The 21,788-nt window shown below is 42.6% G+C and carries 21 protein-coding genes; 15 read left to right on the top strand and 6 right to left on the bottom strand.

Annotated elements, in window-relative coordinates; all coding sequences use genetic code 11:
- The first annotated feature begins 93 nt into the window (after positions 1 to 93).
- The 3 genes from tsaB (at position 94) to efp (ending at position 2,207) form a co-directional block, all read left to right on the top strand.
- Positions 94 to 810, top strand: coding sequence for a tRNA (adenosine(37)-N6)-threonylcarbamoyltransferase complex dimerization subunit type 1 TsaB (tsaB, locus tag BUC07_RS08895; RefSeq protein WP_073168495.1), 717 nt, complete (start codon positions 94 to 96; stop codon positions 808 to 810).
- Positions 807 to 1,541 carry a DUF3108 domain-containing protein gene (locus BUC07_RS08890; RefSeq protein WP_073168493.1) on the top strand — a complete coding sequence of 245 codons (735 nt, stop codon included), beginning with the start codon at positions 807 to 809 and terminating at the stop codon, positions 1,539 to 1,541. The genes tsaB and BUC07_RS08890 overlap by 4 nt, the downstream gene beginning before the upstream one ends.
- Positions 1,542 to 1,637: 96 nt before the next feature.
- Positions 1,638 to 2,207, top strand: a complete 570-nt coding sequence (efp, locus tag BUC07_RS08885) for an elongation factor P (protein WP_073168492.1) — start codon at positions 1,638 to 1,640, stop codon at positions 2,205 to 2,207.
- A 42-nt stretch (positions 2,208 to 2,249) separates the two neighbouring features.
- Here efp and BUC07_RS08880 read toward each other — a convergent pair whose 3' ends face one another.
- Positions 2,250 to 3,347, bottom strand: coding sequence for a hypothetical protein (locus tag BUC07_RS08880; protein WP_073168490.1), 1,098 nt, complete (start codon positions 3,345 to 3,347; stop codon positions 2,250 to 2,252).
- Between the two features lie 508 nt (positions 3,348 to 3,855).
- Here BUC07_RS08880 and BUC07_RS08875 point away from each other — a divergent pair.
- The 11 genes from BUC07_RS08875 (at position 3,856) to BUC07_RS08825 (ending at position 16,030) form a co-directional block, all read left to right on the top strand.
- Positions 3,856 to 6,027 (top strand): DUF5916 domain-containing protein, encoded by a 2,172-nt coding sequence (locus BUC07_RS08875; RefSeq protein ID WP_073168488.1) that lies wholly within the window; start codon positions 3,856 to 3,858, stop codon positions 6,025 to 6,027.
- Between the two features lie 286 nt (positions 6,028 to 6,313).
- Positions 6,314 to 7,249 carry a malate dehydrogenase gene (gene mdh / locus BUC07_RS08870; RefSeq protein WP_073168486.1) on the top strand — a complete coding sequence of 312 codons (936 nt, stop codon included), beginning with the start codon at positions 6,314 to 6,316 and terminating at the stop codon, positions 7,247 to 7,249.
- Positions 7,250 to 7,322: 73 nt separating this feature from the next.
- Positions 7,323 to 7,748, top strand: coding sequence for an aspartyl protease family protein (locus BUC07_RS08865; protein ID WP_139279519.1), 426 nt, complete (start codon positions 7,323 to 7,325; stop codon positions 7,746 to 7,748).
- Positions 7,749 to 7,800: 52 nt separating this feature from the next.
- The gene (locus tag BUC07_RS08860) at positions 7,801 to 8,214 is read left to right on the top strand and encodes a hypothetical protein (RefSeq protein WP_139279518.1); all 414 of its coding nucleotides are present in this window, start codon (positions 7,801 to 7,803) and stop codon (positions 8,212 to 8,214) included.
- Between the two features lie 122 nt (positions 8,215 to 8,336).
- Entirely contained in the window at positions 8,337 to 11,363 is a 3,027-nt protein-coding gene (gene secDF / locus BUC07_RS08855; RefSeq protein ID WP_073168481.1) for a protein translocase subunit SecDF, read from the top strand.
- Positions 11,364 to 11,487: 124 nt separating this feature from the next.
- Complete coding sequence (locus BUC07_RS08850; RefSeq protein WP_073168479.1) at positions 11,488 to 11,931, top strand: Sec-independent protein translocase subunit TatA/TatB; 444 nt, start codon at positions 11,488 to 11,490, stop codon at positions 11,929 to 11,931.
- A 14-nt stretch (positions 11,932 to 11,945) separates the two neighbouring features.
- Positions 11,946 to 12,971 (top strand): calcium/sodium antiporter, encoded by a 1,026-nt coding sequence (locus BUC07_RS08845; RefSeq protein WP_073168477.1) that lies wholly within the window; start codon positions 11,946 to 11,948, stop codon positions 12,969 to 12,971.
- 31 nt (positions 12,972 to 13,002) lie between these two features.
- Positions 13,003 to 13,677, top strand: a complete 675-nt coding sequence (locus BUC07_RS08840; protein ID WP_073168475.1) for an ABC transporter ATP-binding protein — start codon at positions 13,003 to 13,005, stop codon at positions 13,675 to 13,677.
- Positions 13,674 to 14,444: a TIGR02757 family protein gene (locus BUC07_RS08835; RefSeq protein ID WP_073168473.1), complete on the top strand. Its 771-nt coding sequence runs from the start codon at positions 13,674 to 13,676 to the stop codon at positions 14,442 to 14,444. Before BUC07_RS08840 ends, BUC07_RS08835 begins: the two co-directional genes overlap by 4 nt.
- Before the next feature lies 1 nt (position 14,445).
- A complete protein-coding gene (locus tag BUC07_RS08830) occupies positions 14,446 to 15,162 on the top strand; it encodes a tRNA1(Val) (adenine(37)-N6)-methyltransferase (RefSeq protein ID WP_073168597.1) in 717 nt (238 codons plus the stop codon).
- A gap of 199 nt (positions 15,163 to 15,361) precedes the next feature.
- On the top strand, positions 15,362 to 16,030 hold the full coding sequence (locus BUC07_RS08825) for a ferredoxin--NADP reductase (RefSeq protein WP_073168595.1): 669 nt from the start codon (positions 15,362 to 15,364) through the stop codon (positions 16,028 to 16,030).
- A 129-nt stretch (positions 16,031 to 16,159) separates the two neighbouring features.
- Here BUC07_RS08825 and upp read toward each other — a convergent pair whose 3' ends face one another.
- Positions 16,160 to 16,822 carry a uracil phosphoribosyltransferase gene (gene upp, locus BUC07_RS08820; protein WP_073168471.1) on the bottom strand — a complete coding sequence of 221 codons (663 nt, stop codon included), beginning with the start codon at positions 16,820 to 16,822 and terminating at the stop codon, positions 16,160 to 16,162.
- Between the two features lie 96 nt (positions 16,823 to 16,918).
- Here upp and BUC07_RS08815 point away from each other — a divergent pair, with 96 nt between their 5' ends.
- Positions 16,919 to 17,815: a sulfotransferase family protein gene (locus BUC07_RS08815; protein ID WP_073168594.1), complete on the top strand. Its 897-nt coding sequence runs from the start codon at positions 16,919 to 16,921 to the stop codon at positions 17,813 to 17,815.
- A 6-nt stretch (positions 17,816 to 17,821) separates the two neighbouring features.
- On the opposite strand, the gene BUC07_RS08810 is transcribed toward BUC07_RS08815, so the two are convergent.
- Genes BUC07_RS08810 through radC form a run of 4 tightly spaced genes read right to left on the bottom strand, consistent with a single transcriptional unit; the run spans position 17,822 to position 21,742 of the window.
- Complete coding sequence (locus tag BUC07_RS08810; protein ID WP_083578174.1) at positions 17,822 to 18,796, bottom strand: polysaccharide deacetylase family protein; 975 nt, start codon at positions 18,794 to 18,796, stop codon at positions 17,822 to 17,824.
- A 1-nt stretch (position 18,797) separates the two neighbouring features.
- Positions 18,798 to 19,718, bottom strand: coding sequence for a hypothetical protein (locus BUC07_RS08805; protein WP_073168469.1), 921 nt, complete (start codon positions 19,716 to 19,718; stop codon positions 18,798 to 18,800).
- Positions 19,708 to 21,033: a polysaccharide deacetylase family protein gene (locus tag BUC07_RS08800; protein WP_073168467.1), complete on the bottom strand. Its 1,326-nt coding sequence runs from the start codon at positions 21,031 to 21,033 to the stop codon at positions 19,708 to 19,710. The genes BUC07_RS08805 and BUC07_RS08800 overlap by 11 nt, the downstream gene beginning before the upstream one ends.
- A 13-nt stretch (positions 21,034 to 21,046) precedes the next feature.
- Complete coding sequence (gene radC, locus BUC07_RS08795) at positions 21,047 to 21,742, bottom strand: RadC family protein (RefSeq protein WP_073168466.1); 696 nt, start codon at positions 21,740 to 21,742, stop codon at positions 21,047 to 21,049.
- Between the last annotated feature and the right edge of the window lie 46 nt (positions 21,743 to 21,788).

Here is a 21,788-nt window from a genome sequence, read left to right as displayed (position 1 = left end):
ATAATTCTTCTGCCTGTTTCAATCCTATAACTTACACTAAAAATTAGATTCAGAACAATTAAGTATTTTTGCCAGCACTCAAAATGAAAAAATATGGCACTCATTTTAAATATTGAAACCTCAACAGAAGTATGCTCGGTGAATGTATCGGAAAACGGCAATTTGCTGTTTGAAAAAGAAAGCCGTGAAGGATTAAACCACTCAGAACTGCTCACCGTATTCATAGAAGAACTTTTTAACGATAACAACCTGGTTATTAACTCCATTGATGCAGTGGCAGTGAGCAAAGGACCAGGATCGTACACAGGGTTACGCATTGGTGTTTCGGTGGCCAAAGGATTGTGCTATGCGCTGGGGAAACCGCTCATCGGAATTGGCACCCTCGAAGCCATGGGAATTTACACCAGCCAAAATGCAGAAAACTATCTCCCGGAAGCTTCCACTGAAAAAAATCTGCTTTTTTGCCCCATGATTGATGCCCGCCGCATGGAAGTTTACACCGCGCTTTACAACACAAAAAGCGAAGTTGTTGAACCCGTTTCAGCAAAAATTATTGACGACAATTCTTTTTCAACCCAACTTCAGGTTAACAAAATACTTTTTTTCGGAAATGGTGCCCGCAAATGCAAAAAGGCGCTTAACCACCCAAACGCCCTGTTTTTAGGCCCCGAAAAAGCTTCGGCACGATTTATGCAAAAACTGGCAGTAGAAAAATACAACAAAAACATTTTTGAAGACGTTGCCTATTTTGAACCGTTCTATCTGAAAAATTTTATTGCAACGGTTCCTAAAAACAAATTAATTGAATGAAAAAGTATTTTGCAGCCATAGTATTAACAGTCCTTCTCGTTCAAATGCTAACAGCAAAGGAAGAACGCATTCGCTACAACCTGAAATTTGGTTTTGTTAAAGGCGGCGAGGCTGAACTGGTAATTTCCGATACCATTTTTAACAATACCAAAGCCCTCCACTACTACATGGCAGGCCGCACAACCGGATTAACCGACAAACTGTTTGGGGTTAACGATATTTACGAAACAACTGTTGATGCCCAAACACGCTTGCCGCTCAAGTCAATCCGCAACATAAAAGAAGGAAAATACCGGTATTACAACGAAACATTGTATTTCCACGATGCCGATTCAATTTACAGCCTGAAATCAGGAGGCAGAGAAGCGCCCGAAAACCTGGTAGATATCATCTCAGTTTTTTTCTATTTCATTAACAATCATTTGATGGAAGATATTGAACAGGGTGAAGAGGTTACACTTCCAACTTTCCATGCCGATAAAATTGACGACGTAACTGTACAATACCTCGGGGAAACAACAGTAGATACCGATCTGGGCAAGATTGACTGCTATATTCTTTCCCCGACCGTGAGGAAAGGAAAACTGTTGAACCGGTCGGACGGGTTAAAGTTTTTCATTTCGAAAGAAACCAAAATGCCGATACTGCTCGAGTTCGACATGCGTGTAGGCGCACTAAGGGCAATTTTACAAAGCTATAAAATAGACGGTAAGGAACAGGTGGCAAAATAATTTGATAAATTTTCATCAAAAAACTCCTGAATCCATTCATTTTTAACCGATTTATTTATTTTTGCAAGGTCTATAAATTTGAATAAAATATAACTCATGGCATCAACATCAGATTTCAGAAACGGAATGTGCATCAACTATAAAAATGATATTTACACGATCGTACATTTTTTGCACGTAAAACCCGGTAAAGGTCCCGCTTTTGTCCGCACAAAACTCAAAAATGTTAAAACAGGACGTGTGATTGAAAATACCTTTTCGTCGGGCTCAAAAGTGGAAGAAGTACGAGTAGAACGCCGCCCTTATCAGTTTCTTTATAAAGACGATATGGGGTACAACTTCATGCACACCGAAACTTTCGAACAGGTTCCCATTCAGGAATCGATGATTGAAAACGCAGATCTGTTAAAAGAAGGACAGGTAATTGAAGTGAACTTTCATGCCGAAACCGAAACGCCACTGACAGCTGAAATGCCCCCATTTGTGGAGCTTCAGGTTACACAAACCATTGAAGGCGAAAAAGGGAACACGGCAAGTTCAACAGCCCTGAAACCCGCCACCCTTGAAACCGGTGCCGAAATAATGGTCCCCATGTTCATTAATGAGGGCGAAGTTATAAAAGTAGATACACGGGACCGGTCGTACAGCGAACGGGTGAAGAATTAACACACAGCTTTATAAGTTGTGGGCAGATTTACTACCCATTCTTTAGTGAGCAAATGCATCGGGATTTATCAGAACCGGGAAGGTTGCATTTTTCGCCACATCGGGATCAAAAGAGTTAATGGACAGAACTTTACCCTTTCGCGTATCATACAACTCTGCCCCCGTAAATAAACCTGGTGCCCAGGCATGAATAAATGTCCCATCAAAATATCCATCTGAAGTGTTACCAAAGTTGTGCGCATCATCCTTGTTTGTTGCGTCATACCATGGCATATACCGGAGTTGATGAACAAAATAATTCATTAACTCATTATCAGGCAACAATGCCCACTCTCCGCTATTCCTCTCATTTCTTTCCTTATCCCCACAGTCATTGGGACGAGGCAGCACATTCCATTCATTTTGACAATCGGTATCATGCCACCAGGCCAATTCAGGCCCAAAATTAATAACACGGAAATGCTGAGCGATTAGTTCGCTAGCCCACTTATAATGACCGTTGTATCCTGAGATTGCCGTATAATATACAATGCATTTTTCAGAAATACTATTATCAATAATCCATGCTGAAGCAAGCGTAGCTGCCTGACCGCCAATATTTACAATTACTGGTTTCGCAGGGTTTTTTGAATATTGCTCATTAATAATTTTCACATAAAGCTCAGCTCCCTCTGATAATTTCCCCTCAGCTTCCTTCTCGGTATGTGCCTCAGTTCCAATGGTTACTTTAGGAATTAAATTTTGGCGAATACCTGAACTTAATGCTCTTTCACGCATATCATAAAATTCCTGTTTCCACTCTGGATGGTAAAAGCCCCAGCCATCCGTCAAAACGGGTGTGCAAATGTAACCCTGAAAATTCATATTGCCTAAGGCAGCCATCACAAAGGCCCATTCATCCTCCAATACATCATCGACGATATCATTATCGTAGATCACAGGATTATTAACGGACTCCCCTTCCTGTGCAGTTACTCCATGAATATAAAGACCTTTGGGACAATCCGGATGGTTAAAACCCCAATCTCCGATTTGTGGTAAAGGATTTTTTGTCCAATCTTTGGTTTCAGGATTCCATTGAGCATATAACCCAAATTCAAAACATAATAAGAAAATAGAGAATAAGATAATTTTATTCATTCTGCAATCTTTAAAATACGATTAACTAATCAATTGAAAATCCTGTTTTGAAATTTTCAATTTCAACTAAATTAAACTGGGTAAGTTTATAATTGGAATCTTTAAGAATTTCAGCAAGTTTCATCTATGGTGTTGGATTTTTGATTTCACAACTACAAATTTATCATTAATTTTGATGTGAGTATGGGTTAGGAAAAATGAATAAAAAATCTATTACAACATAAGGATTTGATGAGTAAATTCATGAATAAAAAGATATCACTGGATTTCCGAAAAATTAAAATCTAAGTAAACAGAAGGTTTTTTCCCTTATATCCGTCAAGCGGTTCCAAACCGCTGGACGGGTAATAATCTCTTCATTTTCAAAAAAATTGGACCAGTATAACTTCACCTGATTTCCACGGTTATTTCCATTATGTCATTAAAACATGAAGCAGGTAACATTGGGATTCATACAATTTGAATATCTTTGCGTACTTATGCCTAAATCAATTAACTTTTTCTGAAAATGAAAATTTTGGGAACCATCTTGTTTATTTTAACCGTTTCGCTGTTAAATGCCGCCCCACTGAGAGTGCTGAAAAACGACACAATAAATGACACACACAACAAAGATTTTGTTTACAACGTGAAAAAAGCGCAGTCGTCAATTATCATCGACGGTGTGCTTGATGAACCCGACTGGCAGGCTGCCCAAAAAGCCCAACCATTTTACAGGGTGCTGCCCGTCGATACCGGCTTTGCCTATCAGCAGTCGGAAGTTTTAATGACGTACGACGACGAAGCGCTTTACATGGCATTCGTGTTTTACGACACAGTTCCCGGGAAACGGATTATGGAATCGTTTCGGCGCGATTTCAATTTTGGAAACAACGATAACTTCCTCTCTTTTTTCGATACATTTCTCGATCAAACCAACGGGTTTTCGTTCGGGATATCTGCATCGGGAGCAAAATGGGACGGCACTATGAGCGATGGCTCTGCGGTAAACCTCGACTGGGATTGCAAGTGGGAAGCGGAAACGGTTCACCACGACGACCGGTGGGTATCTGAAATGCGAATCCCATTTAAATCGGTCCGCTACCCTTCGGGGGGCCAACGCTGGAATGTAAATTTCAGCCGCCTCGATTTGAAAACCAATGAAAAATCGAGCTGGGCGCCCGTGCCCCGTCAGTTTCCAACTGCATCGCTCGCCTACACCGGCGTGATGCGTTTTGATGAACCGTTACCAAAATCAAGAATAAATTTTTCGCTGATTCCCTACATTTATGGAAGCTTTGCCAACGATTATGAATTTGGTGACGGCGCAGCGTACGACAAAGATTTTGGCTTCGATGCCAAAATTGGGTTCTCATCCGCTTTAAACCTCGATCTGACTTACAACCCCGATTTTGCCCAGGTGGAAGTGGATCAGCAGGTGACCAACATCGACCGCTTCGAACTGTTTTTCCCCGAAAAAAGGCAATTTTTCCTCGAGAACAGCGACCTCTTTTCAGGGTTCGGCTACCACACGGTAACGCCGTTTTTTTCGCGCCGGATTGGGTTGGATGCACCCGTTTTGGCAGGTGCACGATTAAGCGGTAAGCTCGGCAACGACTGGCGCATTGGGTTTATGAACATGGCAACCCGCGAAACCAGTGAGCACCTGGCACGTAATTTCACGGTAGCTTCAGTACAGAAAAAAGTTTTTACCCGCTCCAATTTCGGGTTCATTTTTGTGAATAAAGAATACCTGAATCAACCCGACAGCACCAATTTATTTAACCGCGTTGCCGGCTTCGATTACAACCTGGCCAGCAAAAACAATTTCTGGGAAGGCAAATTTTTCTATCACCGTTCCTTCCAACCCGGCAATCCCGACAAGCAATATTCACAGGGAGCACGCCTCGAGTACCAGACAAAAAACATCCAGGTAGAACTTTCGCAAACATCGGTGGGAGAAAATTACTGCGCCGAAACCGGTTATGTGCCCCGCACAGGATACAATTTTTTAGGACCCGAAATCCGCTACCTGTTTGTTCCGAACAAAAAAGTGGTAAGCCACGGCATTGAAGTTGAACTGGAAAACTATTTCGATCCGGATTACAAAAAAATTGAGCACATTTACACCTACAGCTACATGTTCGAATTTCAGAACCGTTCAAGTTTGGAGTTCGGCTACCAGGATTCGTATGTAAAACTTCAAAAAGATTTTGATCCCACACATATCAATAACCACTCGCTGGCTGCAGGAAGCAGTTACCGATTTGGCGGGGCTTATATTAATTACATGTCGCCATCAAAAAACCTGTTCAACTGGCAGGCCGAAGCAGCTAAAGGAACATTCTACAACGGCAATATTCAATACATTCAGGGGCAGCTTGGGTATCGTTTCCAACCCTACGTTAACCTGACCATGAATTTTAACTACACCGACATGGATTTGCCACAACCGTTTGAGCATACCAAATTATGGCTGCTGGGCCCCAAGCTCGATGTCACTTTCTCGAAAAATATTTTCTGGACCACTTTTGTGCAGTACAACGAGCAGCTCGACAATATGAACATTAATATGCGGTTCCAGTGGCGTTACCAACCGGTTTCGGACATTTACCTGGTATATACAGACAATTACATTCCCGGCAGCTGGAACTCGCGAAACCGGGCGCTGGTTCTGAAAATGACTTATTGGCTTAATTGAGTTGCGGGTTGCAGATTGCAAGTTACAGGTTGCAGGTTCACCGTTCACTGTTTACCGTTCGCTGTTTACTTTTGCCTACAAACTGCAACTGCTCACTGCGACTGCGACTACGACTGTCCACTCTCTTCAAATCAAACCAGTTCAGCCTTTTCTTACCAAAATGTTAAACCGGTTGGGCCTGTCTTTAAATCTTTTAAACCTGAATAAATTCGATTATCTTTGCGCTTCTTAAAAACAAATCGTATTTTATTTGTTTAAATAGTAACGTTATAAACGCAATATTAAAATGAAAGTAACTGTAGTTGGAGCCGGAAATGTTGGAGCAACCTGCGCACAGATAGTTGCCGAGAAAAACATTGTTCAGGAAGTAGTTTTACTCGATATTAAAGAAGGAGTATCGGAAGGGAAAAGTTTGGATTTATGGCAAACAGCCCCGGTTAATTATTATGACACCCGGCTGGTTGGCTCAACCAATGACTATTCAAAGACAGCTGACTCTGAAGTAGTTGTAATCACCTCGGGAGTTCCGCGTAAACCCGGAATGAGCCGCGATGATCTCATTTCAATTAACGCCGGAATTGTAAAAAGCGTTACCGAAAACGTAGTGAAATATTCTCCGAAAGCAAAAATAATTATCGTTTCCAATCCGCTCGACGTAATGACATACGCTGCTTTCGCTACGGCTAAAAAGCCTAAAAACGAAGTAATGGGAATGGCCGGAATTCTGGACACTGCCCGTTACCGTGCTTTCCTTGCCGAAGCGCTGGATGTTTCGCCACGCGATATCCAGGCATTGCTGATGGGCGGCCACGGCGACACCATGGTTCCACTGCCTCGCTATACAACAGTTTCGGGCATTCCGGTTACCGAATTAATTGACAAAGAAAAACTGGATGCCATTGTTGAACGCACCAAAAAAGGTGGCGGCGAACTGGTTAACCTCATGGGAACTTCGGCCTGGTACGCACCAGGTTCGGCAGCTGCCCAAATGGTGGAAGCCATTGTAATGGATCAAAAACGCATTTTCCCCTGCTGTGTAAAACTGGATGGCGAATATGGCCTCAACGATATGTTCGTTGGTTCTCCGGTTAAACTTGGCAAAAACGGTGTGGAGGAAATTCTGGAAGTGGCCTTAAACGAGGAGGAAAAAGAAATGCTGCACAGCTCAGCAAAAGCTGTTAAAGGTGTTATGGATGTGTTGGATGGAATGAACATCCTGTAAAAACATAACAGATAACTTATAGTTGGAACGGCTGTTTTACGAAGCAGCCGTTTTTTTTATTTATTTTTGGAAGATGAAGATTACTGTTCCCCTGCAAATAATCGAATTGGAAGACGATAACTATCACCTGGTTATTTCCTCGGTACTTCCCGACGGAAATCAAGGATTGTGGGTAGTCGATACCGGTGCTTCGAAAACGGTGTTCGATAAAACCCTCTCGGAAAACTTCTCAACTGACAACCAGGGAACAGAAGAAGTGCACACCGCCGGAATTGGCGAAAATCCAATTGAAACCGAAACAGGCAGGCTCCAATCGTTTTTGCTGGGCAAAATGAAAGTGGAAAACCTGCGGGTGGCGCTGCTCGATTTATCGCACATCAACACCTTTTATTCAAAAGCAACAAACCTGAAAATCTGCGGGTTAATCGGGAGCGACTTTCTGTTGAAACACCAGGCAACAATCGATTACAAAAAGAAATTGCTCCGATTGAAATTATAAACTTTTCATTTTTGCAAACCTGAACAATTTGGGTATATTTGCTGCGCTCAAAATGAAGGCTTTGGAATTAAATATCAGGTTATCGAAAAAGGCGCTTGCCAAAATTGCAGTTTTTGCTGCATTGATCGCAGTTGCTGTCCTTCTCGATGTATATTTTGAGAACCATCCGGTAGAGATGGATGAAATGGAAGAAACAGCCAACGCTTCAACAGAATTTGGCGTAGTTTACCTCTTCAACCCTGTTAATTCCTGCGGTGCCAGTACATCATCTCAAAAAACTCCTACGCGAAAATTATTTGAGCACTCGCACAACAAGCACATTCAGCAATACCACCAGGTTAGAAACTACCAGGTGCTAAAAACTGAAAGCAAAAAGCCACACAACCCCTTGATTTTTTCATACCACCATCTCACGTTCAGGCATTACTACTTTACTTTTCCTGACGACGATCCGCTGCTGTCATAAACAGATTTGGCGCATTCGCTATTCCTGAAAAAGCGAATTTCAGCAATGCTTTTTAAAGCAACTTTCAACTTTTTTCAGAAAAAAATTTCAAAAAAAATAAAACAATTTAAAAATTAATTTTCATGCAAAACAAAGGTGCGATTTTAACACTTGCCATCTTGCTTGCCGCTGTTTGCCTTTACCAGCTATCGTTTACCTGGAAAGCCAAACAAGTGGAAAAAGATGCTGTGGAGTATGCCCAGGGCGACCCGGACAAAGAGTATTTATACCTGGACTCCATCTCAGGCGAAGTTGTATATAACTTCTTGGGCCTGAAAGAATTTACCTACAAAGATGTGAAACAACTCGAGCTTAACCTCGGCCTCGACCTTAAAGGAGGTATGAACGTAACGCTTGAAGTTTCAGTTGAAGATTTAATCAAATCGTTGTCGAACAACAGCACTGACTCCACGTTCAACGCTGCGATAGCCCGCGCCAACGAACTTCAAAAAGAAAGCCAGACCGATTACGTTACACTTTTCGGCGAAGCATTTGAAGAGATCGATCCCAACGCGCGGCTGGCTTCAATTTTCCTGACACTCGAACTTCGCGACAGAATTAACATCAATTCAACCAACGAAGATGTGCTCGATGTTATTCGCGAAGAAACCAATGCGGCCATCGACAATGCTTTTAACATTATCCGCACGCGTATCGACCGCTTTGGAGTTGCGCAGCCCAACATTCAGCAGCTACAAACAAAAGGCCGCATTCTGGTTGAACTCCCCGGGGTGAAAGACCAGAACAGGGTGCGCGATCTGCTTCAGGGAACGGCCATGCTCGAATTCTGGGAAACTTACGAAAACCAGGAAGTTTACCAGTACCTGTTGCAAGCCAATGAACGGTTAAAAGATCTGGAATCGATTGAAAGCGACACAACAGAAACTGAAACCGAACAGGTTGATGAAAATGCTGAAACCGACGAAGAAGTTGCGGAAGCTGATACTGCAGAAACAGAAAGTTCGCTACTCGATGAACTTTCAGAAGGTGCAGCAGATGACACTACCGGAGCAGGAATGGATAACCTTGAAAATTTCAGGGAAGAATATCCGCTTTTTGCTCTCTTAAACCCAAGCACTGACCAGCAGGGACAGCTATTCCCCGGCCCGGCAGTGGGAATTGCTCATTTTAAAGATACGGCAAGGGTGAACGACATACTGGCCCGTGAACAAATTAAAAACATTTTCCCAAGGGATTTGATGTTTCGCTGGACAGCCAACCCGGTTGACGAGGCAGGAAATTTCTTCCGCTTAATTGCATTGAAAGTAACTACCCGCGACGGTGAACCACCACTTGATGGCGACGTTATTACCGATGCCCGCCAGGATTTCGACCAGTTTGGTTCAAACCCGGAAGTGTCGATGTCCATGAACAGCGAAGGTGCCAAAACATGGCAAAGGATGACCAAAGAAAATATTGGCAAATCAATTGCTATCGTGCTCGACGGCTACGTTCGCTCGTTTCCAACCGTTCAGAATGAAATTTCAGGTGGTCGTTCAAGCATTACCGGCCTGGAAAGCATTGAAGAGGCAAAAGACCTTGCCAACATTCTGAAGTCGGGTAAAATGCCCGCTCCGGCACGTATCATTCAGGAAGAAATTGTTGGTCCATCACTCGGGCAGGAAGCCATTAACAGCGGGTTCTATTCTTTCCTGATTGCATTTATCCTGGTGCTGGTTTACATGTTCTTCTTTTACAGCCGCAATGCCGGCCTAACAGCCAATGTGGCACTGATTGCCAACATGTTCTTTATTATTGGAGTACTCGCATCGCTGGGAGCTACGTTAACACTGCCCGGTATTGCCGGTATTGTGCTTACCATTGGGATGTCGGTTGATGCCAACGTGCTTATTTACGAAAGGGTACAGGAAGAACTCAGGGCCGGGAAAGGACTTAAACTGGCAATCTCTGATGGGTATAAAAATGCATATTCCGCAATTATCGACGGCCAGGTAACCACGCTGCTCACCGGTATTGTACTTTATGTATTCGGCTCAGGACCGATTAAAGGTTTTGCAACTACCCTGATTATTGGTATTATCACCTCACTTTTCAGTGCCATATTCTTAACAAGAATTATTTTTGACTGGAAACTGAAAAAGAACCACAAGATTTTATTCAGTTCGAAATTCACCGAAACCTGGTTGCGCAATACTTCCATTAAATTTCTTGAGAAAAGAAAAGTTGCATATATCGTTTCTGGCGCACTGATTATTTTGTCTATTGGTTCGCTTACTTTCCGCGGATTAAATTACGGTATCGACTTTAAAGGAGGCCGCACCTATGTGGTACGCTTCGACCAGGATGTGCAGGTGAACGATGTCCAAACTGCCCTGGGAAACGTTTATGGCGAAATTCCCGAAGTAAAAACATTTGGTGACGACAATCAGGTTCGAATCACTACTGATTACAAGATTGATGACGACAGCGAAAACGTTGACAACGAAGTAGAAGAGTTGCTAATGCAGGGGCTTCAGGAAGAAGGACTGATTGACAGCAACGTAACGCTTGAACAGTTTACTTCTGATTACCAGATGAGTTCGCAAAAAGTTGGACCGTCAATTTCTGACGATATCCGAAAAGATGCCGTTGTGGCAATCAGTCTTGCACTGATAATCATCTTTTTATACATACTTATCAGGTTTACCAACTGGCAATATGGCCTGGGAGCAATTGCAGCTCTCGCCCACGACTCCATAATTGTGCTGGGTATTTTCTCACTGCTGTACAGCATTCTGCCGTTTTCGCTTGAAATTGACCAGGCATTTATTGCGGCAATTCTTACCGTTTTGGGTTACTCCATTAACGACACGGTAGTAGTTTTCGACCGCATCAGGGAATACCTGAAACTGCACCCGAAACGGAACCGGGAACAAAATGTTGACGAAGCTGTGAACAGTACGCTTCGCCGTACATTTAGTACTTCGCTTTCCACATTTGTAGTGTTGCTGGCCATTTTCCTCTTTGGCGGGGAAACCATTCGCGGGTTCACATTCGCGCTTCTCGTGGGGGTTGTTGTAGGTACCTACTCATCGTTGTTTGTAGCTACACCAATTTCGTACGAGTTCCAAAAGAAAGTGGCAAAAGTTGTTAGCAAGCGTAAAAAATAATGCTTTGAAGAATAACAAATAAAGTGAATAGCCTTGCATTTTGCAGGGCTATTACTTTTTTAAGCCATCATTAAAAATTGATGGTTCCAATTTGTATATTTGTGAGCTAAATAAAAAAAGAAGAATGAACCATATATTATTCATTAGCGGAGGGGAACTTGTTTTGGTAATGCTGCTGGCATTGCTTTTTTTTGGTGCAAAAGCAATTCCGGATATTGCCAAAACCCTGGGAAAAGGAATGCGCGAATTTAAAAAGGCAACCAATGAAATAAAGCGCGAAATCAACGAAAACACTTCTGATATCAAAAGGGATTTCAACGAAATTAAAGACAACGTAAAAAAGAAAACCGATGAGGTGAAGCACGAATTTGACGAGCAAACTTCTGACGTGGAAAAAAACATTCAGAAAATATCGGATGATGTAAAAGAAAAAGCCAACGAGGCTACTGAAAAAGTTGGTAAAGAAACCACCAAATTAGGAAAGAAAATAGAAGAGTCCGCTGATGATAATGCCAAAGACAAAAAAGATGACGACAAAAAAGGCATTAAAGATTATACAGAGGATTAATTAAACCCGGGAATATGGTTTTGCTTTCTGCCCTGGCAATGTTGGTTTGTTTTGTATTACTGGCCCGCATTGTCGATTTATTTTTCATTGCCTCCCTGGACAAAATTTCCACCGATCTTCGTCTTTCAAGCGATGCCGCAGGAGCAACACTTATGGCTGTTGGCTCCAGCGCCCCGGAATTGTTCGTAGCCCTCTTTTCAGTTTTAAAACCCGGGGAACACCAGGCCATTGGCATTGGAAGTATTGTGGGCAGCGCCATTTTTAACCTGCTTGCCATTGTTGGGGCAGCAGCACTGGTGCGAAAAACCAAATTAACCTGGCAGCCCGCAGCCCGCGATTTCTTTTTTTACACCCTTTCCGTGCTATTGTTGATTCTGTTTATCTGGGACGGAAGTTTTACCATGAATGAAGCCATCATCTTACTGGGAGTTTATGTAGTTTATGTAGTGGCCGTGATTTACTGGAAAAAAGTATTGCCCTATAACGATCTCGAGTACGATGAGCCGGAAGCAAAAATCAACAAAAAAGGAATTATCGGAGTTTTCGACCGGCTGATTTCACGTATTTTCCCCGATGAAAAACATTACTACCAGGTATTTCTGCTTTCAGTTCTTTTAATTGCAGGATTGAGCTGGGCACTGGTTGAGCTGGCAGTTTTTGTGTCAGCAGCAATGAATATTCCCGAATCGATTATCGCACTTACTGTTCTTGCTGTGGGCACCTCTGTTCCCGACCTGTTTTCCTCTTTAATAGTTGCGCGGCAGGGACGCGGCGATATGGCCGTAAGCAATGCCATTGGTTCCAATATTTTTGATATACTTGTGGGACTTGGTTTACCGCTGGGCATTTTTATCCTGCTTTACGGCGGAACAGTAGAATCTGGCGGAGACATTACACGTTCGGCTGTCATCCTGTTTGGCTCAGTTGTTTTGCTACTCCTGCTGCTGATTTTCAGCAAGTGGAAACTTGGAAAATTGTCAGGAGGTATTCTGATTGGGATTTATATTTTATACATCATTCAGGAAATACTATTTGTTTAAATTTGAAGTTATTAAATAAAATATTTGGCCGTTGATTAAAGCAAAAAACATAAAAAAATCGTTTGGGAACCTCGAAGTGTTAAAGAATATCCACCTGGATATTCCGCGGGAAAAAATATATTCGGTGGTGGGGGCCAGTGGAGCAGGCAAAACCACTTTGCTGCAAATTTTGGGCACACTGAGCAGACCCGACAGCGGCGAAATTTTTTATAATGACAAGAATGTATCTGCGCTTCCTGAAAAAAAGCTTGCTGAATTCCGGAACAAGGAAATCGGTTTTGTATTTCAGTTTCACCACCTGTTGCCGGAGTTTACTGCCCTCGAAAATGTTTGTATCCCGGCTTTTATTGCCGGGCTTTCAAAACGGGATGCCGAAAAGGAAGCGATGAAACTGATTGATTACCTGGGATTAAACGACCGAATCCACCATAAACCTTCTGAATTGTCGGGTGGTGAAAAACAGCGTGTAGCAGTGGCGCGTGCCTTAATCAACAAACCCGCCGTTGTTTTGGCCGACGAGCCCTCGGGCAACCTCGATTCGGCCAACCGAAACGAATTGCACGACCTGCTTTTTAACCTGCGCGACGATTTTGGGCAAACCTTTGTAATTGTTACCCACGATGACCAGTTTGCTGAACGTTCCGACAAAATTATCCACCTAAAAGACGGAGTGATTGAAGGATGGGAAAACGGAACCACAGAATGACTGAAGAGGCATTTGCTCTCAAAGAATTTCTCGACGAAAAGGCTGAAAAATACAACCGCCCGCTATTCACAGAAACCGATCCTGTTCAGGTCCCGCGCCAGTTCATTCAAAAAGAAAACATTGAAATAGCTGCATTTTTAACGGCTACCATCTCGTGGGGCAGCCGACCGGCAATCATAAAAAATGCACTCCGCCTGATGGCGCTCATGGACAACCGCCCGTATGAATTTATCATGAACGCAGCACCTTCCGATTTTGAAATACTAAAACCTTTTGTTCACCGCACTTTTAATGGCGACGATTGCATCTATTTCGCCCAATCGCTAAAAAATATTTATGAAAAGCAAGGCGGGTTGCAACCGGTTTTTGTAAATGGTTTCAAAAAAGGGAACAGCATAAAAGCGGCATTGCAACATTTTCACAACCTGTTTTTTGAACTGCCCGGCGAACGCACTCGCAAGCACGTGGCCAATGTGGAACGAGGTGCCTCGGCCAAACGCCTGAACATGTTTCTGCGCTGGATGATCCGCAACGATAACAAAGGAGTTGATTTTGGCCTTTGGCAAGGAATTCCAACTTCTGCACTGATGCTTCCGCTGGATGTGCATACCGGGAATGTTGCCCGCAAACTGGGCCTTTTAAGCCGAAAACAAAACGACTGGAAAGCAGTGGAAGAAGTAACAGAATCACTTCGTAAATTTGACCCGGAAGATCCTGTAAAGTACGACTTTGCACTTTTCGGACTGGGCATTTTTGAAAAATTTTAACATGGCACATAACACCTGGTTTCAGTTTAAGCAATTTAAAATTATTCAGGAAAAAGCAGCCATGAAAGTGGGCACTGACGGGGTTCTGCTCGGTGCCTGGGTGAATATTTCAGAGGCAAGGACAATTCTGGATGTAGGAACGGGAACAGGAATAATTGCTTTAATGCTGGCACAACGCTCGCAAGCAAAAATTACCGGAATCGAGATCGAGGAAAATGCAGCCGCAGAAGCTACTGAAAATGCCCGTAACTCGCCCTGGTCAAACCGGATTTCAATTCTCCACACATCTTTTCAGGAATTTGCAGCCACAAGTCAAAATCAGTTTGATTGCATTGTTTCCAATCCGCCGTATTTTGCCAACAACATTAAATCAGCTGACAAAAATCTGGCAGTTGCAAGGCACAGCGATTTACTTTCGTTTTCCGATTTGGCCAAAGCAGCCAAAAAGCTTTTAACAACCAATGGAAAACTGGCGCTGATTTTACCGGCAGATAATGCTCCAAAATTCATTGAGACCGCAAAATGTTCCGATTTATTCCTTTCATTTTTAACGGAAGTGAAACCCACGCCACAAAAACCGGCAAACCGCTGGCTCATGGAATTTACACAAAAACCACAACCGCCTGAAAAAACCAGTTTGAGTATTCGGAATGATGATGGCAAAGATTTTTCGCCCCAATACAAAATGCTGACGCACAACTTCTACCTGAAATTTTAAATGCCTGTTTAAAATTTTGGCTTTCAGGGTTAAACTAAAATTAAAAAATGTTTCACGAACAATTGTGTTACCAATGGGTTAATTCTCTATAATTGCAGGCAATATTTAAGACAAAAAGGTATTTTATTTTCTGCAGTTATTAATTTTGCACATTTTAAAACGTAAACAGAAAACAGAGAAATACGGCATGACAATTACTATGAAACCAGAAGTACAAATTGACACCAATTACTACAGAGTCCTGGATATTCGCAATTTAACAGAATCAACATTTGTGTTGCAGCTTCCCAAAAGCAGGTTCAAATTTGAAGCGGGCCAACACATTTCGCTTTCAATAAAGGGAGATTATCAAAGTCGTGAGTACTCCATTTACAGTGCTGAGGAAGGAGAACACCTCGAAATTTTAGTGAAAGAAGTTGAGGGTGGTTATTTTTCGCCCAAACTGAAACACCTGAAAAAAGGTGATATGGTTGAAATCCACGGACCGTTTGGGAAATTTGGGCTCGACAACCCAAAACGCGACACGCACAAACATGTATTTATTGCCAGCGGAACGGGTATTGCCCCTTTTCACAGCATGATTCTCAGTAATCCCGGTTTAAACTACCAGATGATACACGGGGTGCGTTTTGCCACCGAAGCTTACGAAAGAGGACATTACGACAGCGATAAATTTGTTTTGTGCACTTCGCGCGATGATTCAGGTGATTTCCAGGGGCGTGTTACCGATTACATGGAACAAAACCAATTTGATGAAAACACCAGCTTTTACCTCTGTGGTAACAGCGACATGATTTTCGATGCCATGGAAATCCTGAAAGGAAAAGGTTTCAGTCGCGATAACGTAAATGTGGAAGTGTATTTTTGAAAGAAGACGGAAGTCGGAAGACGGAAGCCTGAAGAAAAGTCCGTAAATAAGAACTGTCATTCCCGCGAAAGCGGGAATCTCATAACCTTTAGCAGATCCCCGCTTTCGCGGGGATGACGACTTAAGTCGTCACTTTGAATCCACTTTTTCACCGTAAGCCAAATCGCCGGCATCGCCCAATCCCGGAGCAATATATGATTTGGCAGTGAGGCTTTCATCCACAGCTCCCAGCCAAAGCGTTACATTTTCAGCTCTAATGGTTTCTTGAATATATTCCACCCCCTGCTGGCTGGCAATAATAGCCACCAAATGCACATGCGCCGGGGTCCCTTTGCTGAACAGCGCTTCGTAGCCAATTTCCATCGATTTTCCCGAGGCCAGCATGGGGTCGGATAGTATAACCACTTTCCCGTCGAGCGATGGCGAGGCCATGTATTCAAATTCAATATCGAAACCACCGTTTTCGGTGTATTTCCGGTAGGCCGAAATAAAACAGTTCTCAGCGCGATCCAAAATTTTCAGCAACCCGTTGTGCATTGCCAAACCGGCACGTAAAATGGTAGCCAGCACCGGCTGCTGTTTCAGCACCGGCACCTTTGCAATCCCCAGCGGTGTTTTAATATCTGAAGTTTCATATTCCAGCTCCTTGCTGATTTCGTAGGCAAACAATTCGCCAATGCGGTACATGTTTTCCCGAAAACGCATCGGATCTTTCTGAATATTGCAATCTCTGATTTCCGCCAGATACTGGTCGAATATGGTATGGCTATTTCCAAATACCTTAACTTCCATGCGATTTTACTTTAATTATCTTTGAAGTGATTGTATTAATTGTTTAATTCAACAATTTTCGGGTTCAAAAATATCAAAAATATTAAACAATCTGCCATGAGTGTACTGCCTGATTTCTTATTAGTTGGCGCTTCAAAAAGCGGCACTTCCTCCATTTACCATTATTTGAGGCAACATCCTGAAATATTTTTGTCGGATGTTCAGAAAGAGGGCAGGTATTTTTCGCAGATGGAAGGAAACTTCAGTGGCCCGGGCGACACGAGAGTGGATGCGACAATTACACGCAATCCGGAACAGTACAAAGCACTTTTTCAGAATTGTAAAAATGAAAAAGCTGTTGGCGATATTTCTCCCGAGTACCTTTATTTTCATGAGAAAGCGATTCCCTTAATTAAAAAGGTTTTAGGCGCCGACACAAAAATTATTATCATTCTCCGCTCGCCGGTTGAGAGGGCATTTTCGGGCTATTTGCATTTTAAACGCGACAAACGAGAGACACTTTCATTTGAACAAGCACTTGAAAAAGAGGAGGAGCGGAAGCAGAAAAACTGGATTTGGGCCTGGCAGTACAAAAATTCGGGTTTGTATTACGAACAGGTGAAAGCGTATCTCGACAATTTCACGAATGTTAAAGTAATTGTTTTCGATGATCTCAGGGAACAGCCGCAAAAAGTACTGGCTGAAATTTGTGCGTTTATTGGAGTAAACCCCGGTTTTGATTTCGATACCAGTTACAAATACAATGTATCGGGAACGCCTAAAAATCAGGCACTCTACAAGTTGGAAACTTCGCGCAAATTTGTGATTTTTCTGAAAAAGCTGATGCCGAAAAAACTGGCACAAAAATTAAAAAACAGATTGACCGGCGAAAAGCAAATGGAAAAAGAAGAAATGCTGCCCGAAACCCGTAAACAGTTGATTGAATTTTTCAGGGATGATATTTTGAAGCTGGAAAAGCTGATTCAGAAAGACCTGTCGCACTGGTTAAAGTAGCGGGATTTAGTGCCTCACAGTGTCCTTGCCAATCAATTTCCGCAATTCGTAATACATAAATTCTCCTTTTAAATTGAGTTTAAAGTTGCCGGGCTGCTCCATCGGGTAGCGCTGAAAATGGAATTTGAATTCATCGTATTTTACTCCGGCCGTTCCAAAAGTGATGTCGCAAATTTGTTCTTTTTCAATGGTTTTCAATACCGGTGCCGGAACCCCGGAATCGGTAAACGGAAAAGCAAATGCTTTGATTTTTTGCGGAATGTTTGCCGAAATCCAGTCCATGCTTTTTCTGATTTGTCCGAGTTGCTCATCTGAAGAAATTTTCCAGAACTCCGGATGATCGAAACTATGCGCGCCAATTGAAAAACCGTTTTCTGCAAGCTTTTTGGTTTGCTCAACTGTGAGATAGGGTTCTTGATTCTGCAAGAATTTTTCAAAATCAATCCCTATTTTTTCTGCTGCCTGATCGAGTACAGCAATTTGTGAAAACTCCGCCTGCAATATTTTCCGGCCCGATAATTTATTTTCCTGAAGGATTTTTTCCGCTGCTTTGTTCGGCTTTTTTTGCAGTTCACTCAAAATCAGGCTGGCTTTGTATTTGTGGAAAAGCTGTTTATTACCAACAAATCCGGGGTTAATGAAAAAAGTAGCCGAAATTCCTTTCTGCTGCAAAACCGGTGCAATAATTTCGGCACATTCGCGCAAACCGTCATCAAAACTAAGGTGAAATATTTTTGAGGAACTTTCGCTGTTTTCAATCAATTCGTCAAGCGAAACCGGTTCAAAATGTTTCAAAAAAAAATCCAGCTCTTTTTCAAAATCGGCAACATTCCGGTAAGGATAATTCAAAATGTGTGGAAGTTTGTCGTTGCTCACCACATGATAAAAAGGAAGAAAAACCGGCGCTGTTCGTCTGAAAAGCGTTTTTGCCGGCACCAACCGGCCAATTTGTTTGCTGACTGAACGTGCGAACGTGTTCATTTTATTTCCGTTTCATCCATTTAAACGGCAAAGGTAACCGATTAAATTTAAGTTGATGATAGGTTTCCGGTATAGCTCCAAAACCTTTATAAAACCTGGCTACTCCGGGAATGGTGGACCCTTCGAGATCGAGCAGGAAATTGCTGTCGGCGTTTTCACGAATAAACTGGTCGAGCAGAAAAAACATACCGCCCAACTCTTTCCCTTTCAAACTGGTTGCTGCATTCATATAAATGACCCGCTCTTTCCACCGGCAAAAATACACGGCCGCACACAACTCATTTTCTGATGTATAAACTCCATAAATTTCGCCAATTCCTTTGTACCGGCCCAGTGCAAAAATGCTTTTCAGTTTTTTGAATGCATCGTCCGAAAGCCTCGCAGGCAGGTTATTTCGCTTAAAATCGAGGTACTCTTCAATTCGGATTCCGGCAACATACGACAATGCATTTTTGCGGGCTTTTTTGATGTTTCTGGAAGTATTCTTCGAAAATCCGGAAGCAATTTCTGTATAATTTTTTGAAAGGTCGAGCAAATAATTGTCGCGGGGAAAAAATGCGATTGGTCCGGCTACCTTATTATTCTTTGAGTTTATTTGGGAATCGGCATAACGAAAATGCTGAAATAAAGCTGAATAAAACTGTTTCAGGAGGAGTTCAGGAGGATCGGGAAAAATACCGAGTTGCTGGCTGAACAGCGGTTGGTAGAGGTATTTTATACCCCATTTTTTCCGGTATGGAAGTGGCATTACCACATCGTAATCTCCCAGAATTAAAGCATCCCAGATTTCAGCCGTGCGATCGAGGTGCCACGACATGGCGTAAATCCGGGAGTTGGCTGCATTTTCAACACACCTGTCCCATTTTTTATAGTCAATATTTTTATGTTCCAGGTATTTTAAACCTCCGCCGTTATTGCTCATTAGCCCACTTAAATCCTTTTTTGTTCATTTTCTCAAAAACGTCGCGGTATCCTTTCCAGTGCCCGGTATCGTTTACTGTTTCGTTGTGCCAGATGCTGATAAATGTGCCACCCGCTTTTTTAACCTCTTCCATTAAAGTTTCGGTTTTCTCCTGCGCTTCACCGGGCGAAAGTCCCAGATAATTGCGCAACGTAACATCCATCACCTGAAACGGATAAATTTTAAGATTTGTTGCCTTCTCTTTTTTTACATCAAAAAAATAGAAAGGAGTGCAAATTCCGGCCCTGAACCCGGCCTGCGAAGAATATCCCATGGTATAATCTTCCTCAATACCAGCTTTAACCAGTCGCCGGTAGGTTCGTGGAAATTTCAGTCGCAAAAAATGCTGGCGGCTTTTTATTGGTTTTTCGCCTGTTACTTCTTCCAGTCGTTTTATTTCAGCATTTAATTTTCCTTTCCCTTTTTTCTTGCTTGAAGAATAGGACGGATGAATTCCAATGTCGTACTTTTGGGCTGTTTCCTGAATAAGTTTTCTGAACAATTTGTTTTTGTAAGAGATGTTTTTGTCATACCTTTTATAATCGCCCAGCAGAAAAAAGTACAGCACATTGGTCTCATTTCCTTTAAAAACCGAGTCGAGATAACTGAATGTGTCATACGGATCGGCTTCTTTTCCCTGCCAAACGCGCAACCTGTTCTTCACCTCCTGGATTTTTCCTTTCAAAACAGATTTGGAAACAGCGCCAAATCCCCGCCAGAATCCTTTATGCGAAAAAGCCCAGGCATTGTCGATATCGATGGTTGAGATGAAATTAAAATCCGATTTAGGGAATTCAACTTCCGGATATTTTTCCTTCATTTTGGCGGCCAGCATGTGTGCCCAGATATTTACCACGGGCTTTTCAAGAAGGCCGTATTTGTACAGAATGCTTTTTTCAGCGGGGTAGCGTTTATATTTCCCATGTTCTTTTTCAATATATTCTTCGTACCGGCTGACCAGGTAAAACGCTGCTGCAAAAAGGTCGAATGGGAAAACAGAATCCCTTGAACTTTCAAAAAAATATTTCTCGCCTTCATACCAAACCGGTTGAATATTGGGCTGAATAAGTGCTTTGCAGTGCATAAACCGGTGCGGTTTGATATACAGTTCATCGCCAAATTTTTCGTACGAGTAATTTATTTTGGGCAGTTCCGAATTTAAAAATTCAGAAGACTTACTCGTAAAAGCCACTTCTGCATTAAGTATTTGGGTAAAAATTAGTTTTGCAGTGTACTCAATCCGCGAATTCAGTTCATCAGAATAAAAAAGTATCATCGTTTTGGTTCTTTTACATCATGCCTTCATCGGCAAGACTAAGATAACTGTTTTGTCCGATTATGATATGGTCGAGCACGGAAATGTCCATCACGGCGGCGGCATTTCTTATTTTCCGGGTAATTTTCAGATCGGCTTCCGAAGCTTCCATTGTGCCTGACGGGTGGTTATGGCATAGAATAAGGGAGCTGGCCAGTTTTTCAAGCGCATTTTTCAGGATGATACGCACATCGATAACTGTACCTGAAATGCCACCCTGGCTGATCATAAAGTGATCGATGATTTTGTTGCCGCGGTCGAGCAGAAGTACCCAGAATTCTTCGTGGTTCAAATCGCCCAGCAACGGGGTGAAAAAATCGGCACCATCGCGGCTACTGGTAATTTTCTTTTTCACAAAGACCTCGGCTTCTTTGCGGCGTTTGCCCAGCTCAAGCGCCGCCACTATAGAAATGGCTTTTGCCTCGCCAATTCCGTTGAATGTTTTCAGGTAGTCGATTCCTTTCCGGCCCAGGTCGTTGAGGTTGTTATTCACTGAAACCAGGATGCGCCGCCCCAGTTCTACCGCGGTTTCATTCAGGTTTCCTGAACCAATAAGGATTCCAATAAGCTCGGCATCGGTAAGCGACCGTGCGCCTTTAACCAGTAGTTTTTCACGTGGGCGGTCTTCTACAGCCCATTCTTTTAGTTTAATTTTTTTGTATTCGCTCATTGCTATGGTATGGAGTGATTTAACAGGAGTAAAATACAAAAAAAAT

This window comes from Tangfeifania diversioriginum (assembly GCF_900141875.1).
Taxonomy (GTDB): domain Bacteria; phylum Bacteroidota; class Bacteroidia; order Bacteroidales; family Prolixibacteraceae; genus Tangfeifania; species Tangfeifania diversioriginum.
The sequence above is the reverse complement of the archived record's forward strand: the minus strand, read 5'-3'. Positions and strand labels throughout refer to the sequence as shown.

What these genes read in the sequence shown, in the direction of transcription:
- upp (WP_073168471.1), bottom strand. Translation starts at nt 16,822, where the DNA reads ATGGAAGTTAAGGTATTTGGAAATAGCCATACCATATTCGACCAGTAT.
- BUC07_RS08830 (WP_073168597.1), top strand. Translation starts at nt 14,446, where the DNA reads ATGGCACATAACACCTGGTTTCAGTTTAAGCAATTTAAAATTATTCAG.
- BUC07_RS08880 (WP_073168490.1), bottom strand. Translation starts at nt 3,347, where the DNA reads ATGAATAAAATTATCTTATTCTCTATTTTCTTATTATGTTTTGAATTT.
- BUC07_RS08875 (WP_073168488.1), top strand. Translation starts at nt 3,856, where the DNA reads ATGAAAATTTTGGGAACCATCTTGTTTATTTTAACCGTTTCGCTGTTA.
- tsaB (WP_073168495.1), top strand. Translation starts at nt 94, where the DNA reads ATGGCACTCATTTTAAATATTGAAACCTCAACAGAAGTATGCTCGGTG.
- BUC07_RS08865 (WP_139279519.1), top strand. Translation starts at nt 7,323, where the DNA reads ATGAAGATTACTGTTCCCCTGCAAATAATCGAATTGGAAGACGATAAC.
- mdh (WP_073168486.1), top strand. Translation starts at nt 6,314, where the DNA reads ATGAAAGTAACTGTAGTTGGAGCCGGAAATGTTGGAGCAACCTGCGCA.
- BUC07_RS08805 (WP_073168469.1), bottom strand. Translation starts at nt 19,718, where the DNA reads ATGAGCAATAACGGCGGAGGTTTAAAATACCTGGAACATAAAAATATT.
- radC (WP_073168466.1), bottom strand. Translation starts at nt 21,742, where the DNA reads ATGAGCGAATACAAAAAAATTAAACTAAAAGAATGGGCTGTAGAAGAC.
- BUC07_RS08825 (WP_073168595.1), top strand. Translation starts at nt 15,362, where the DNA reads ATGAAACCAGAAGTACAAATTGACACCAATTACTACAGAGTCCTGGAT.
- BUC07_RS08850 (WP_073168479.1), top strand. Translation starts at nt 11,488, where the DNA reads ATGAACCATATATTATTCATTAGCGGAGGGGAACTTGTTTTGGTAATG.
- BUC07_RS08845 (WP_073168477.1), top strand. Translation starts at nt 11,946, where the DNA reads ATGGTTTTGCTTTCTGCCCTGGCAATGTTGGTTTGTTTTGTATTACTG.
- BUC07_RS08800 (WP_073168467.1), bottom strand. Translation starts at nt 21,033, where the DNA reads ATGATACTTTTTTATTCTGATGAACTGAATTCGCGGATTGAGTACACT.
- BUC07_RS08810 (WP_083578174.1), bottom strand. Translation starts at nt 18,796, where the DNA reads ATGAACACGTTCGCACGTTCAGTCAGCAAACAAATTGGCCGGTTGGTG.
- BUC07_RS08815 (WP_073168594.1), top strand. Translation starts at nt 16,919, where the DNA reads ATGAGTGTACTGCCTGATTTCTTATTAGTTGGCGCTTCAAAAAGCGGC.
- secDF (WP_073168481.1), top strand. Translation starts at nt 8,337, where the DNA reads ATGCAAAACAAAGGTGCGATTTTAACACTTGCCATCTTGCTTGCCGCT.
- BUC07_RS08835 (WP_073168473.1), top strand. Translation starts at nt 13,674, where the DNA reads ATGACTGAAGAGGCATTTGCTCTCAAAGAATTTCTCGACGAAAAGGCT.
- BUC07_RS08860 (WP_139279518.1), top strand. Translation starts at nt 7,801, where the DNA reads ATGAAGGCTTTGGAATTAAATATCAGGTTATCGAAAAAGGCGCTTGCC.
- efp (WP_073168492.1), top strand. Translation starts at nt 1,638, where the DNA reads ATGGCATCAACATCAGATTTCAGAAACGGAATGTGCATCAACTATAAA.
- BUC07_RS08890 (WP_073168493.1), top strand. Translation starts at nt 807, where the DNA reads ATGAAAAAGTATTTTGCAGCCATAGTATTAACAGTCCTTCTCGTTCAA.